The following is a 14,442-nucleotide window of genomic DNA, read 5'->3' on the forward strand; positions in this document are numbered from 1 at the left end:
AAAGATATAGGTCCTTATAAAGCAATTTATTAGCGGTAAAATTTAGTAAGATATAAAAACTGGGTGGGTAAATCCGGCTTTTTATATTTTTTGTATAAGTTGTTCTTTTAATAAAACCATGCTATTATGATGTCATATTCAAAAGAGCATATTTATAAATAATAATAGGAGAAAATCATGACAACCAACAAGATTAATGTAACAAAATCCAGTATGCCCCCTTTTGAGGAATACGTCAATGAAATCAAAGATATTTGGGACTCTCGCTGGCTGACTAATATGGGGGTCAAGCATGAAGAACTCCGGAAGGAACTCCGGAAGTATTGGGGAGTAGACAATTTGGACCTTTTCACCAACGGACACATGGCACTGGAACTTTCTCTTCAGGCTATGAATCTCCAGGGGGAAGTTATTACGACGCCGTATACTTTCGCTTCTACGACTCATGCCATTGTCCGTAACGGACTTACTCCGGTCTTTTGTGATATTAATCCGGTGGATTACACCATGGATGTGGAAAAAATTGAATCACTTATTACTGACCGGACCTGCGCTATCATGCCGGTACATGTGTGAATATTCCGCAACAGGTGTACCGCCTATCCGAAAAAGCGGTACCGCCTTTCCGCGGAAAGTGTACCGCTTATCCGCCAAGGTGTACCGCTTATTCTTTAGGTTATGATGTTAAAATAATTTAGTCATTTTTCGCATCGGTGCTATTCAAATATTCTCTCATATTCATTGATCCGCAATTGATGTGGTAGGCATTGTGAATGATTCTGTCCATAATCGCATCGGCCAGAACCCCATCACCGAGGCGTGGATACCATTCTGAGCTTTTGTACTGGGAACAGAAAATAGTAGAATGGGCATCGTACCTGTTTTCCAAGATTTCAAGAAGATACTGCTGCTCCACTTCCGTCGGCATCTCGAGAAGCCATTCGTCGATGATGAGGAGATCGTAGCCGGAGAACTTCTTTACAATGCTGGCCACGCTCCGTCCGACTTCGGTTCCATAATTGAACTGTTCCATAAGCTCCGGCATGCGGAAATACTTGACCCTGTACAGATGGCGGCAGGCCTCTTTCCCTAAAGCACAGGCGAGGTGGGTCTTTCCTACTCCGGTAAATCCGTTGATGATCAGATTCTTATGGCGTTCAATGTAACCGCAGCTGGCATAGCCCAGGATTTCTTCGCGGCTGAAACCTCTGCCCTGCAGGATAAGGGTGTGAACATCGGCATCAGGATAGCGAAACTTAGCAATATGCGTCAGCCTCCGGATGCGATCATCCAATTTTACTGAATAGCATTCATCGATGGCCAGTGTCAGCCTCGAATCGAAGTCCAAAGGGGCATAAGATTCCAGATCACTCTGCTGGTTCTGCAGGGCTTCTACCAGAGGTTCCATTTTCATGTTGCGGAGTTTCCGCTGTGTTTCTTCATTGATCATTTTGTCTTTCCTCCATAATAGTCTGCGCCGCGGATGTAAGCGCCTTTTTCGGAAATACTGTGTTTTCCGGTATTTTCATAACGGGCGGAATGTACGCCGTCCAGGATTTTGTCTTGATTGTTCCCTAATACAGCTTTAAGATAGTTGTAGCGGGGCGATGTTGTGTGGGCTAAAGCATACTGGCAGGCATTCTCGAAGCGGTCCTTCGGATATTTCTGACTGAGATGCAGAACGGCCAATGCAGCATTATAGCCCTGCTCTTTTATGGTTACACTGTCAAAAATCCTCCTGATGACTTCCGACGTACAAGGTCCGATCTTCTCTGCCCAGGCACAGATGCGGTCCTTGTCCATTTCCGGCTGGTTGAATGCATCCGGCATATCTCCCGGGCGTGTGGAATAGTGGTTGGTCATGTAGTCAGGAAATCTGATATGGGAGGCAATACGCCGGTTTCCGCAGTAGATTTCCACAAGTTTGTCGGTGTAACGGATATCCACGGACTGCCCGCGGTATACGTAGGGAACGGAGTACCAGTTTTTCTTAAAGGAAACGTGGAAATTGGGATATACTTTCCTTCCCAGAATAACCGAGGCGATTTCATAAGGAGCTCGTGGAAGAGCCCGGAGATATTTCTTCTCGTCCAGCCATACTTCATAGCGGCTTCCCTGCCTTTTCTGGAAGGGCTGCCGGTTGTACTTATCTGTAGCAGTCACTACATCCTTCTGCAGCTCGCCAAGAGTAAAGTAAACCTTATTGCGAAGACGGGCGATGATAGCGGTGGCAATATTTCCAACCGTATTCTCCACGGATGCTTTCTGCTTGGGCTTCCGCACACCGGCAGGCATAATAGCAGTTGAATAATGAAGCCCAAGTGCCTCATAGGCATCGGTGAGAACCACTTCACCCTCTTTGGGATGCTTCACAACGCCGGTTTTGAGATTGTCACAGACTGTCCGCACAGGAACGCCGCCAAATGCCTCGTACATGTGAACATGGCACCGGAGCCATGTATCCATCTTCATATCCAGCGTGGCCTCCACGTAGGCATACCTGCTGTATGTGAGGCAGGAAACAAAGAGATGCACGGAAATGGTCGCGCCGGTATCACGGTCGATGATCTGCATGGTCGGCCCGCTCCAATCGACCTCGCACTGGGCTCCGGGCTTATGCTCCAGATGATTGGTCAGGTCATGGGTTGTGCAGTACCGGCCGTAATCCTCACAGAACTTGGTATGCCCTACAGCAATGTTTCCATTCTGGTGACACCTGTCACGATACTCCGTCCAGAGCAATGAAAGAGTCACACCCGGCTTCTTGAGCTCTTTATGGATGGATTCGTAATCCGGCAGCTCGTACATGTCTGAACCTTCCGGTCGGTCAGGGAAGAAGAGCTTTTGTAGTGCTGCATCATCCAGCTTGCGGATGCCCGCATAAGTGATGCCCTTCTTCCGCGCTGTTCGCAGTACGGTAGTAATCGTACTCCTCGACATGTGACGGGAGCGGGAAATCTCATCTTGAGACATTCCGCGGTCATGGAGCTCCAGGATGAGCCGGATCCTGGCAAAATTGGCCATATTAAAAGGCCTCCTTTCATAGAACAAAGGGAAATACTACGTCCCTGTTTTCATTCTATGGCAGGAAGCCATATATTAATATATTTATTAAAAGAATTTAGGAGTATTTCAGCTGGCATGTACACCAATAGTTCAAGAAGTTACCTAAAAATGGCAAGCGGTACACCTCGGCGGACAAACGGTACACCTTGGCGGACAGGCGGTACACCTACTGCGGAATACTCATACATGTGTATGGCAATGTGTGCAATGTAGAGGAAATCGAGCGGATTGCTCATAAGTATGAGCTGAAAGTCATTTACGATGCGGCTCATACCTTTGGAGTTACCTATAAAGGAAAAAGTACGGCTTCATTTGGTGATGTATCCTGCTTCTCCTTCCATGCAACAAAAGTCTTTCATTCGATTGAAGGCGGTGCAGCGGTCTTCAAGGATCCTGAATTTGGAAAGAAACTGTATGGCCTGAAAAATTTCGGTATCCGTGGACCGGAGACGGTGGATGCTGTGGGTGCCAATGCAAAGATGAATGAATTCTGTGCTGCTATGGGTATTTGCAATCTGCGGCATGTAGGAGAAGAAATTGCCAAGCGTAAAAAGGTAGTAGACCGCTATAGAGAGCGTCTCTCGGATGTGGATGGCCTTATTCTGAATCCGGTCCAGAAAGATGTAAAACCTAACTATGCCTATTTCCCTGTTATTTTTGAAGAAAAGGAATTTGGAGCTACAAGAAATGAAGTTTTTGATGCACTAGCTTCTCACGGTATAGGTGCAAGAAAATACTTCTATCCGCTTACCAATACATTTGAATGTTTCCATAATGAATTTGATGTAAACCAGACACCTGTAGCCCTTCATATGAGTCGTCACGTACTGACTCTCCCGCTCTATGCAGATCTGGATTTGAAGGATGTGGATGAAATCTGCGACATTGTGTTGGAATGCAGGAAATAGGGATTCATCTCAGTCAATTATCAATTACCAGTATAGTTGGTAGTTGGTGGTGAGTGATTCACAGTAGTTGGTATATCCGCTAAAGTGTATCTTTTGTCTGGTGAGATATAGAAGAATGTTTGGGATTCTGCATAGGGAGACTTTATTTTTCAGAACTGCCAGGTATCCAGCTGAGAACCAAGTAGAAATTATTGAAAATAGCACAAGTACTTTCAAGAGGCTTCGCTGCTTGAAAGTACTTGTGCTATTCTTTTTTTTCTAGTGTAGCTTTACAGTGAACAGACATTAGACACTTTAGGCAACTGAATTTTTGTAAGCGCAAAATAAAATGATGGATTTTATCTGAGTATTCCGCAGTAGGTGTACCGCCTGTCCGCCAAGGTGAATATTACGCCGTTTGAGAGCCACCCAATACGCGGTTGAGAGCCACCTTGGTGGCCTTGGTAAAAAAAGCAAATACGCAGATGAGAGCCGTCCGCAGTCGGTGGACAGTGGACGGCTCTCCTGCATTATCTATATTTGTTAGTCAGCGGCAACTTTTACTTTTGAACCCTTCATTTCTTCTTCAGCAAGCCGTTGGCGCATGGAAACTTGCCCTTGAATCTCGAGTTTATAGGAGCCTGGGATAATCCGGTCAAGAATGGCATCTGCCACGGCTCCGCCACCAAGCTGCTGATGCCATCCGGAATAGGACAACTGGGAGCAGAAAATCGTAGATACCTTTCCAAGTCTGTATTCCAGAAGTTCCAGAAGGCTGTCGCTTCCGTTCGCTTTAACGGGAAATAGCAAGAAATCATCAAGAATAAGGAGCCGAACATTCTGAAGCTTCTTCAGATAGTCTTTCTGCTTATTCTTGGATTCTGCCAAAGAATAATCCATGAAGAAATCCGGCAGCCGAAGATACAGAACTTTGTATCCGGCACGGCAGGCATTGAGGCCCAATGCATTGGCGATGAACGTCTTTCCGCAACCGGTGGCACCGCAAAGGATTACATTACGCTGTTTGTCGATATAGGCATTGGTTTTCAGATAGTTGATGAGATTCCGATCCAGGTGACGGTCAGGAAGATACTGAATCCCGGAAAGATCAGCCTGGCTGTCGGAAAAATGGGCATTCTTGATGAGCCGCTTCAGCTTATTGTTGAGGCGTGCATCGGATTCTTTGTCGACAATGAGTGTAAGGCGCTCATCAAAAGTCATGTCAGCATATTGTTCGGGGTTCTCAATCTGATCCATATAGGCTTTGGCCATGACGGACAATTTCATTTCCTGCAATTTACGAATAGTGTCATTCTTCATGGTGATCACCTCCATAGTAAGCGGCACCTCTTACGAAAGCATGGGAATTGTCGTCAGCATTACTTTGCGGGGCCGTCTGGCATTCGGATTCTTCCGGTGTAAGTCCAATATCCAGTTTTTCATCTAAAATGCCTTTGACCAGCTTGTAGCGGGGAACCGGCATTTTCTCCAATGCAAGGCGGCAAGCCTTATCCAAACGGTCGGTTCCGTATTTTTCACTGAGCTTCAAAAGCCCAATGCATCCTTTGTAAGCCTGTTCTTCTACACGGTAGCTGCTTAAGAGTCTGTTTACCACTATTTCTGCAGATGGACCGCATTTCTTAGCCCAACGGCGGAAACGGTTTCCATCCCACTGGCTGTACAGCTGATGATTGGGAGGCATGTGCTCTGTAATCGTATCATACTGTCCCCAGCGACCGGTAAGACGTCTGTGGCTGGCAATCCGGGTCCCTTCATAGTAAATTTCTACTACTTTGCTGGTGAGCCGGACATCGACTCTTTTGTGAACATAGCGGAAAGATACGGAATAATTCTGGTGATCTACGGTTATATGGTAATTAAGCTGCACCGTGGCTTTCCGCCATTCTGCATACTCATAAGGGAAACGGGGCAGCGGCTGGAGAAAAGGAAGCTCTTCGGTAAGAAATACGGAATACCGGCTTCCATCCTTCTTTTGGAAAGGCGCTTTGTTGAATTTCTTAAGCAGCCCGTCCACAGCTGAATTAATCTCATACAGGCTGAAAAAATGATGGTTGCGTAGCTTTCCGATGATGTGAGTGGTGAGCTGACCAACACTTCCTTCAACGGCAGCTTTATCCTTTGGCGTTAACACACGGGCTGGCAGAATCGTCATGCCATAGTGATCTGCCAATTCCTGGTATGCCTTGTTGACCACAGGGTCTTCGTATTTCCTGTTAGAAACGATTCCGGTCTTAAGATTATCCGGTACAAGAAGCCGCGTGGAGCCACCGAAAAATGCCAATGCGTGGATATGTGCCTGAATCCATGATTCCTCTTTCATATCCGGAAATACTTCGGCATAGCAGTACATACTGAAAGGCAGTGTACATACAAACATATATGTCTTAGATATCGCTCCTGTAACAGGGTTGTACAAAGGAATTGTAGTACCGGCCCAATCCACCATCAGTCTCTCACCAGGTTTGTGGTGGATATGCATGGTCAGGCGGTTGGAACTCACGTAATCCCGGTACTTCTTACAGAACTGTGTATAGCGGAAATAAAGCTTTCCCGTTTCACGACAATCCATCACATACTCTTCCCAAAGCTGTTTGAGCGTAACACCGTCTTTCAAAAGTTCTTTATGCACAAAGGCATAATCCGGAGGTGTTTGGAGAGATGCAGCTACATCATCCGGGAATAACTTCTGGTGAAGCACATCGTCAGGCAGCTCCGGCAATTTGCCAGGATCCAACCCCTGTACCTGGTATGCCGTAACAACTTTGGAAACTGTATTGCGGGATACTTGGAGCGTTCTGGAAATGGAGCGCTGGCTTTCACCGTGGAGAAAGTGAACTAAAATCTCTTTTTCATTAGCCATTGAAACCACATCCTTTCGTAGAACAAGTGGGAATATCTCCACAAGTCCATTGTACAAGGACAATTGGTGGCTCTCTAGCGCGTATTCAAACAAAAAAGCAGGTGGCTCTCACCTGCGTATTGGGTGGCTCTGAGGAGCGTATTGGGTGGCTCACTTGGTGCGTATTATTCACGCCAAGGTGTACCGTTTGTCCGCCGAGGTGTACCGCTTGCCATTTTTAGGTAATATCTTGGACCATCGGTGTACATACCAGCTAAAATACTTCTAAATTCTTTTAATAAATATATTAATATTAGGCTTCCTGCTATAGAATGAAAACAGGGACATAGTATTTTCCTTGGTTCTATGAAAGGAGTCTTTTTATTATAGCCAATTTTGAATATTTCTGTCCGATGGAACCGCCTTTCTGGCAAAATGAAAACCATGGGCCTGGCCTTTGGAAACTGATAGTTACTCACCCCTTATGAGTATTCAGCACTTAGGGAGCCACTGATTGTCCTTGTATAATTGTTTCGTGGAGATATCTCCACTTGTTCCGAGAAAGTACTGAATATTCCGGAACTCATGTCTCTACCAATCTGGTAAATGGAAACCGCCATTCCGGATTTTGGAATCCCTTGGACACTGAGCACATACAAAAAGCCCAAAGCCATAGACTTACCATGCTATAGCTTTGGGCCCTTTGTATATTACTTTTTTATAGTCCCTATAGTCCGCGAATTTACAGATTGAAAATATGTTACCTTATGAGTGGCTCGATCTTAGCGATTTGTTTCTTCCCGCTTTTCATAGGTCATGGCCTTTCTTCCTGTCTGCGCTGCATACGTAGTATCCCATGGGCTTGCCTGCTTCATCCCGGGTGTATAGCTTTTCCATCATGTCCTTTGCCTGCTGGTACAGGGGGTAGGAGGGATTCCCTGGATTTTCCTCGTCCAGCAGGATGTGGACGGAGCAGTGCCACCGGTCGTAGATCCTCTTTGCCAGGTGATGGCGGTCCAGGTCCGGATGGATGAAGGCGGCCACTACTTTCCGGCTGTATGTATCGAGATGGTCAAGAATTTCCGGGGCCACCAGGATGCAGATGTCTGTATCTGTGGGTTCGGGGATGTTGGAAACGAAATGACCTCCGATCCAGACTTTGATACAGTCCGTGCCCAGAAGGTCTATGAAGTGGTAAATCGTTTGGACCATGGAACGGAAAAGCTGTGCCCTGAGGCGGTAGGGAATGATGCCTTCCACAAGGGTAATCCGCACATGGCAAAGGGTGTCGTAGTGGGGCCCCGCCGGGGCCAGGTATCCATTTTCATCAAAAGGTGAGGTCGGTGTTTCCGTCATAGCTGCTCCTCTCTTCCGTGACCACTGGGATATGATGTTTGATTTTATTTTAACATATATGATAGTGAGTTAGTGAGATAGTGGGTTGGTGGGTTAGTGGGACAGAAGGCTTACAGCTGTCGGCTTACGGCTGACAGTTGACGGCTGACCGCTATCCGCTGTCCGCGGCTGAGAGGCGTGTGAACGGGCGGGGGCTTTTAGCTTCTAGCTGCTAGCGGCTAGGAAAGCTGATCCGCCTGCGGCGCTTGTGTGGCTAGGCGGCGTGCGAACGGGTGGGGGCTTCTAGCTCTTATGAAATGACCTTTGTCAAGACCCCAAGCATGCCAAATATTCTTGCCAATAAGACTAGTTGCAAGATGTAATGGAATTAAATCGGTTTGGGAAAATTTGAACTTTACATGGAGCGGCTCATGTGATAGCCTGCTTCCTCTATGGCCATATTTTTTCGGCCCCTTGGCTTGGAAATCACATGAGCAGGGGCTCCATGTCAAGTTCAAATTGGTATGCGGGTTCCAGGCAATAGCTGCCTGGACAACATGGAGGAAGAGCTTTGCAGATTATTCCGGGGCTTGATCAGTCTCTTATACGTGGATTAACAGGTCAATGATTTCGCCGCGGGTTCCTTCAATCTTTTATTTGGAATCATGCCTATGCATGTCCTGCAAAGCTAGCACTAGGATAACCCAGCCTCTCTTAACTCAAAGCTCTCCCTTAATATTGTCCAAACCGCTATTCACCTTTTAATCATCTCCCTTCGGCTGTATTTTTATGCTTGCTGCCTAACTCAGAGAACTATGCGTGCGATGTCAAGCTTTCTTACGAATAACGTCAGCAGTGTGTCCAGTCATCATTCCCCAAATAAAGCCACTGAATTCCCGGGCAACGGCAGTAGCAGCAACATTACTGTTTTTCCCTTTCATAATCTTGTCTCTGAACCTTACGCGAAGTCTTCTGTTTGCTTTGTCCGCATAATGAATATCTGATGCACAGCATCCTTCCTGCCGTTTTCTCAAAGCCCTGCTCTTGTATCCGGGCCGCCCCCGTGAAAAGCCGGACCAGACTGCTTCAATCAGCTTCTTCCTCAAAACAATATTTCCGGCTTTTGAAATGCTGCCATAGTTGCCATCTTCATTACTGGAGTGTTCAGTTGGGGTAAGTCCCAAAAAGGACGCAAAATGGCCTGCTGTAGGAAAGCGCTTGAAATCGCCAATAGTTACAATTAAACGAAGTGCAAAGCCATATTCTATTCCAAGGAAACAGCGCAGTTTATTGACATTAGCTGCATACTTTTTCTGCATTGCAAATGACTTAATCCTGACATCCAGATCTTCCAGCTTCTGCTGGAGGGTAAGCAGAGTTGTCATATACTCACTCAATGTTTCTTTATTCAATTCGCTCAGCGGGAGACTCATAATCCAATTCATATGTTTTTGGGTCCAGGTAGCTCCCTGGTTATAATGGAATCCCATCTGGTGCACAAAAGCAGTTATCCGCTGTTTAGTGACTTTAACCATATCCTGATGGTCGTCACGCATCCTGATATAGCGGAAAATGGATTCGTCTTCCTCATCGGGGACATAAATGGAAATACACTCACTTTTCGCCATGGCATTGGCAAGCGCTCTTGAATCAATATAATCATTTTTGAATTTTTTATCTCTGCTGCTTTTCTTCAAAGAAGAAGGAGCTATTACCATACAATCTACATTGGCTGCCATAAGCTTACGGTAAAGGCCATAACCGAATAACCCGGCTTCATAACCACAGATAACATGGCACTCTCTGTTAACGGCTTTTTTGCAATCACCAATGAACCGGAGCACATTCTTTACTGCAGGGCCAAGTTTACGAGGGGGAATAAGATCTAACGTAATAATTTCACCGGCAGGAGACATTTGATTAACGACAGCAGCCATCGTATAGTTTTCGGTATGGGTGTCGATACCAACATAAACGAATGGGATCGGGGACGTAAATGTGCTAGAATAAGACATGATGACCTCCTTGGTTGAGAAAATATGATCCTGTTCTCGTAAAATTGGCCTTGCAACTATATTTTACCGAAATTTGGGCATATACATCAAACTGGGGAGGTCATTTCATATTATCTTTTAGCGGCTAGCTTCTAGGAAAGATTGTTCAGCGGCGCTAGCCGCTGTCAGGTAGTCTCCCTTTTTAAAAGGGAGATGTCTGCGTAGCAGACAGAGGGATTCCGATGGGCCCTGCGGGCCGTTTCCATCACCATCTCTCAGCCCCGTGGGCAGCTCTCTTCTGGGAAGAGAGCCTGCTGCAGAGTCAATTTCACGTTATTTGCGTAGAGTCATTAGGATTCCATCTGCGGCGAAGCCACTGCTCGTTAGCCTCCTTCCTTGGGAAGGAGGTGGCTGCGAAGCAGACGGAGGTTAGCTGATGGTAGCGCCGCAGGCTGGACCTCAATTCTCTTTGAAAACACCGTCACAGGCATTTAGCTGAGAGATCTCTCGACTCATCGTAGCTGTAGCGATTCTTAAATGCAGAGTTATTTAGCATGCTGCCACCGCTCGAGATGACGGTAAACGGTTGGAGACAGAAGGTATGGCGGTGGAACCGCTGATGGGTCCAATTATAAGGCGGCGCTATATGAACTGTGCGCCGCCACCTTTGCGGCGAGAGCCGCGGATGGGGACCGATGGAAGCGCCGCAGGCGGGACCTCAACTCTCAACTCTCTTACCTCAACTCTGTCTTTGAAAACCCCGTCATAGTCATTTAGCTGAGAGATCTCTCGACTCATCGAAGCTGTAGCGATTCTTGCCTGTGGTGTCACTACTCCGCTAACCACCGCTCGAGATGACGATGAACGGTTGGAGACAGAAGGTATGGCGGTGGAACCGCTGATGGGTCCAATCATAAGGCGGCGCTGTATGAATTGCGCGCCGCCACCTTCGCGGCGAGAGCCGCTGGGCCTCAATTCTCTTCACTCAAATCTCAATTCTGCCTTTTCGCCGGGGACATTTATCCATTATCCCCTACTATATAGCTGGAGGCGGAAAGGCCGGAAGAAATCTCTTCGTTTCCCGTAGGCGCTGAATCCATGGAACCGGGAGAGAGGGAGGACTTCTTCATATGATTCCTGTCTCTCCGACGCGTCGAGAAATCACAAAGTGAAGAGAGAAGAGGAAAGAGGGAAGAGAGGATCCGGCGGCATAGCCGCGGAATTCTCTTCACTCGTCTCCCTTCACTCTTCACTATACTATCAACACAACAACTCCTGAGGAAAGACCTGTCAGAAATCATGAGTGGCGACAGTTCACCGGATCTCACCGGAAGCACGGGAACCCCTTACGGGATCCTCCCGGCCCATCCCCTGGGGACGGTGTCCCGAGCCCCACCGTGCAGCGGCATTGGGATGAATCAGGAGTTTTTGTAGTGGGGGAAAGGGAGTAGAGAAGAGTGAAGAGTGAAGAGTGCATCCGGCGGCGAAGCCGCCTTTTCAGTCTGACGTCTGCAGTCTGACCGTCTGACGTCTCGTGACTCTACCGGTAAAAGCAGTGAAGAGAGAAGAGCGCAGAGTGAAGAGTGCATCCGGCGGCAGAGCCGCCTGTTAGGGTCTGTTGTCTGAAGTCTCCCAGTCTGACGTCTCATGCCTATACCGGTAAGCGCCGCAAATGACGTCAGGTGCTTCGCACTGAGCGCTCTCTTCCTTCTTCACTTTTTCCGCTATTCCTCTTTTCTCTTTCTTTCTATCGTGATATGATGATCTTATCAGGAAAATATGATAAAAAATCTCAATTTATCTCAATTAGAAGACGATTCCAGCAAAAAGAGGTGGGGTCTATGTTATGTCAGTTTACTGTAAAAAATTACAGATGCATTAAGAATGAAGCGATGCTGTCGTTAGCAGCGGTTGAAAGTTTATCGGAGCATAGGGATTCTTTGATTGTAGATGGGGATGGCAACTCTTTCTTACCCCTATCCGTCATTTATGGACCCAATGGCGGCGGCAAGTCTACTGTATTGGATGCTCTGTATAGCGTATGCTATAAGGTGATCAATCCGGTAATTGTTGCTACCGATGATTTACGGCCACAGCAATCGGATTCGTTCAGCCGGTTTATTATCCCCTATTTATTTGATAAGGATACAAGAAATCGGCCGACTGATTTTTCTCTTGTCTTCAGGACCGCCATGTATGAGTATGAGTATAATTTATCTGTATTGAATGATGTAGTTGTTTCTGAGAGTCTGTATCATAAGAGTATTCGTCATGGACGGTATACGAAGGTGTTTTCCAGGGAAGGAGTCAAGAACTTTTCCCTGATTCAGCCTTTGAAGAAACTTTTGGGGAAGGAAGAGAAGTTTACCATTTCTCCAAAACTGCCTCTGCTGTCTTATTTTGGAATCGTGAACAGTCGAAATGATATTATACAGGATGTCATTTCATGGTTCAAAGAAAAGATCCTGTTTTTGGATTACAAGGATTCTTTTCAGGAACATTTTATGAACTTACCGGAGAATGGAGAAATGAAGAATTCTATCCTCCATTTCCTGGATGCCATGGATACCAATATTACGGATTATCGATTGGAGGAGATTGACAACTCATCTACAGACCAGAAGCGGTTTCGGATTTTTACAAAACATCTGGTGAAGAGAAAATCCTATGAATTGGAACTCCATCAAGAGTCCAGTGGGACCATTAAGATATTCAACAGCCTGCCATTTATTATTTCCTCATTGCTTCATGGTGCAGCCCTGGTGGTGGATGAATTGGATGCAAAGCTACATCCGGCCCTTCTGCAATATATGATCGGATTGTATGCAGATCCGGGGATCAATAAAAATGGAGCGCAGCTGATTTTTACTTCCCAGAATGTCATGACCATGAACTCCCAGAATTTCAGAAGGGATGAAATCTGGTTTGCCGCTAAAAATGGGGATGAAGAAGGGCAGATGTATTCTTTATCCGATTTTCGAGGTGAGAACGGAGGAAAACCAAGGAAAGATGCTTCCTACAGTAAACAATACATGGAAGGAAGGTATGGGGCGGATCCTTTCTTTAAGAAAATGGAAGGCTGGGTGAATTGATATGGCCCATGGTGTGAAGCGGAGAAGAAACGGATTTTTGGAACCCAGGAACTATAGATATGCCATTTTTTCGGAAGGCACTGTGACAGAACCTGCTTATTTTACAGGAATGAAGATTGCCATAGAAAAGAACGCAGCCTATAGAAATATGATTTATGTAAAGGGGACCGGCCGTGAAACACAACGGGTTCTGGAGGCGGCCCGGCAATGGGTCAGCATTAGCCATCCCAGACATTGCCAAGTATGGTGCTTATACGACAAAGATGAATTTCCTCGTGATCATTTTAATAATGTTTTACAGAGTATGGATGCCTTGAATAAAGGCCATACCGGAATTGAATAGTATGCAGGATGGTCGAATGAATGCTTCGAGTATTGGCTGGTGCTGCATTTCATACTATACAGAAGTAATAATGGCCGGGAGGCCTATACGGAGATATTGAATGAACAGTTCCAGAAACTATTGCACAAAAAATACAGTAAAGAAAAATCAGCTTGCCTGTCATTATCGGAGAGTGGATACCCTTTGCTCTACGAAGATATATTGAAGGCTGGAAGTCCAAAAAATGCGATTAGAAATGCGGAAAAGCAGCTGGATTATCTGGAAAAACAATATGGTAAAGAATTATTGCTTCATAAGCCTTCAGAAGTTGTGCCAGCTACTACAGTTCATAAGCTCGTAAAGGAGTTGGCCGGATATTTAGGAAAAGATGAAAAGAAATATTTTTTATAACTGTGTGGAAAATAGAGAAGAGAGAAGAGTGGGACTGGCGGCCTGGCCGCCTTTTCAGTCTGACGTCTGCAGTCTGACCGTCTGACATCTCGTGCCTATATCGGTAAAAACAGAGAAGAGAGAAGAGCGCAGAGTGAAGAGTGCACCCGGCGGCAGAGCCGCCTGTTAGAGTCTGAAGTCTCCCAGTCTGCCGTCTCGTGACTCTACCGGTAAGCGCCGCAAATGACGCTGAAAGACTCTCTTCCCTCTTCCCTCTTCCCTCTTCCCTCTTCCCTATCACCGCAATGGGTTCCACACTTTCTCACTAAAATTTAATGTCATTCCATGTTCACAAAATGCAACTTCCCGTTATGTATATAGTAGAGAGGTCAATCAGGGACCTGCAGCGTAGACGGCCGGTCAGTATATTCCCCAGTGCTAGCAAAAGGGAAGCAGCTGCCACGACCGGCCGGATATGGATATCACCCTGAAAGCT

The 14,442-nt window shown here is 46.4% G+C and carries 9 protein-coding genes and 1 pseudogene; 4 read left to right on the forward strand and 6 right to left on the reverse strand.

Features of this window, described 5'->3' with window-relative positions:
• The first annotated feature begins 177 nt into the window (after positions 1-177).
• Positions 178-576 (forward strand): DegT/DnrJ/EryC1/StrS family aminotransferase, encoded by a 399-nt coding sequence (locus ACFWUL_RS03420; RefSeq protein ID WP_416177807.1) that lies wholly within the window; start codon positions 178-180, stop codon positions 574-576.
• A 118-nt stretch (positions 577-694) separates the two neighbouring features.
• On the opposite strand, the gene ACFWUL_RS03425 is transcribed toward ACFWUL_RS03420, so the two are convergent.
• Complete coding sequence (locus tag ACFWUL_RS03425) at positions 695-1,450, reverse strand: ATP-binding protein (protein ID WP_273185728.1); 756 nt, start codon at positions 1,448-1,450, stop codon at positions 695-697.
• Positions 1,447-3,024 carry an IS21 family transposase gene (istA, locus tag ACFWUL_RS03430; protein WP_416177808.1) on the reverse strand — a complete coding sequence of 526 codons (1,578 nt, stop codon included), beginning with the start codon at positions 3,022-3,024 and terminating at the stop codon, positions 1,447-1,449. Before istA (ACFWUL_RS03430) ends, ACFWUL_RS03425 begins: the two co-directional genes overlap by 4 nt.
• 230 nt (positions 3,025-3,254) lie before the next feature.
• Between istA (ACFWUL_RS03430) and ACFWUL_RS03435 the strand changes: the two genes are divergently transcribed.
• Positions 3,255-3,974: a DegT/DnrJ/EryC1/StrS family aminotransferase gene (locus ACFWUL_RS03435; RefSeq protein ID WP_416177809.1), complete on the forward strand. Its 720-nt coding sequence runs from the start codon at positions 3,255-3,257 to the stop codon at positions 3,972-3,974.
• A 522-nt stretch (positions 3,975-4,496) separates the two neighbouring features.
• Here ACFWUL_RS03435 and ACFWUL_RS03440 read toward each other — a convergent pair.
• From ACFWUL_RS03440 to ACFWUL_RS03455, 4 genes are all read right to left on the reverse strand, one after another.
• Positions 4,497-5,273: an ATP-binding protein gene (locus tag ACFWUL_RS03440; RefSeq protein ID WP_322350056.1), complete on the reverse strand. Its 777-nt coding sequence runs from the start codon at positions 5,271-5,273 to the stop codon at positions 4,497-4,499.
• Positions 5,263-6,834 (reverse strand): IS21 family transposase, encoded by a 1,572-nt coding sequence (istA, locus tag ACFWUL_RS03445; RefSeq protein WP_416176889.1) that lies wholly within the window; start codon positions 6,832-6,834, stop codon positions 5,263-5,265. Before istA (ACFWUL_RS03445) ends, ACFWUL_RS03440 begins: the two co-directional genes overlap by 11 nt.
• A gap of 786 nt (positions 6,835-7,620) precedes the next feature.
• Positions 7,621-8,169: a DUF6932 family protein gene (locus tag ACFWUL_RS03450; protein ID WP_416177810.1), complete on the reverse strand. Its 549-nt coding sequence runs from the start codon at positions 8,167-8,169 to the stop codon at positions 7,621-7,623.
• An 806-nt stretch (positions 8,170-8,975) separates the two neighbouring features.
• Positions 8,976-10,163, reverse strand: coding sequence for an IS110 family transposase (locus ACFWUL_RS03455; RefSeq protein WP_416177811.1), 1,188 nt, complete (start codon positions 10,161-10,163; stop codon positions 8,976-8,978).
• A gap of 1,661 nt (positions 10,164-11,824) precedes the next feature.
• Here ACFWUL_RS03455 and ACFWUL_RS03460 point away from each other — a divergent pair.
• Positions 11,825-13,234, forward strand: a complete 1,410-nt coding sequence (locus ACFWUL_RS03460) for an AAA family ATPase (protein ID WP_416177812.1) — start codon at positions 11,825-11,827, stop codon at positions 13,232-13,234.
• 1 nt (position 13,235) lies between these two features.
• Positions 13,236-13,967, forward strand: a pseudogene (locus tag ACFWUL_RS03465) (RloB family protein).
• Positions 13,968-14,442: the final 475 nt, after the last annotated feature.

The sequence above is a fragment of the Dialister sp. genome (assembly GCF_047832375.1).
GTDB lineage: Bacteria > Bacillota > Negativicutes > Veillonellales > Dialisteraceae > Dialister.

What these genes read in the sequence shown, in the direction of transcription:
- ACFWUL_RS03420 (WP_416177807.1), top strand. Translation starts at nt 178, where the DNA reads ATGACAACCAACAAGATTAATGTAACAAAATCCAGTATGCCCCCTTTT.
- ACFWUL_RS03425 (WP_273185728.1), bottom strand. Translation starts at nt 1,450, where the DNA reads ATGATCAATGAAGAAACACAGCGGAAACTCCGCAACATGAAAATGGAA.
- istA (WP_416177808.1), bottom strand. Translation starts at nt 3,024, where the DNA reads ATGGCCAATTTTGCCAGGATCCGGCTCATCCTGGAGCTCCATGACCGC.
- ACFWUL_RS03440 (WP_322350056.1), bottom strand. Translation starts at nt 5,273, where the DNA reads ATGAAGAATGACACTATTCGTAAATTGCAGGAAATGAAATTGTCCGTC.
- istA (WP_416176889.1), bottom strand. Translation starts at nt 6,834, where the DNA reads ATGGCTAATGAAAAAGAGATTTTAGTTCACTTTCTCCACGGTGAAAGC.
- ACFWUL_RS03450 (WP_416177810.1), bottom strand. Translation starts at nt 8,169, where the DNA reads ATGACGGAAACACCGACCTCACCTTTTGATGAAAATGGATACCTGGCC.
- ACFWUL_RS03455 (WP_416177811.1), bottom strand. Translation starts at nt 10,163, where the DNA reads ATGTCTTATTCTAGCACATTTACGTCCCCGATCCCATTCGTTTATGTT.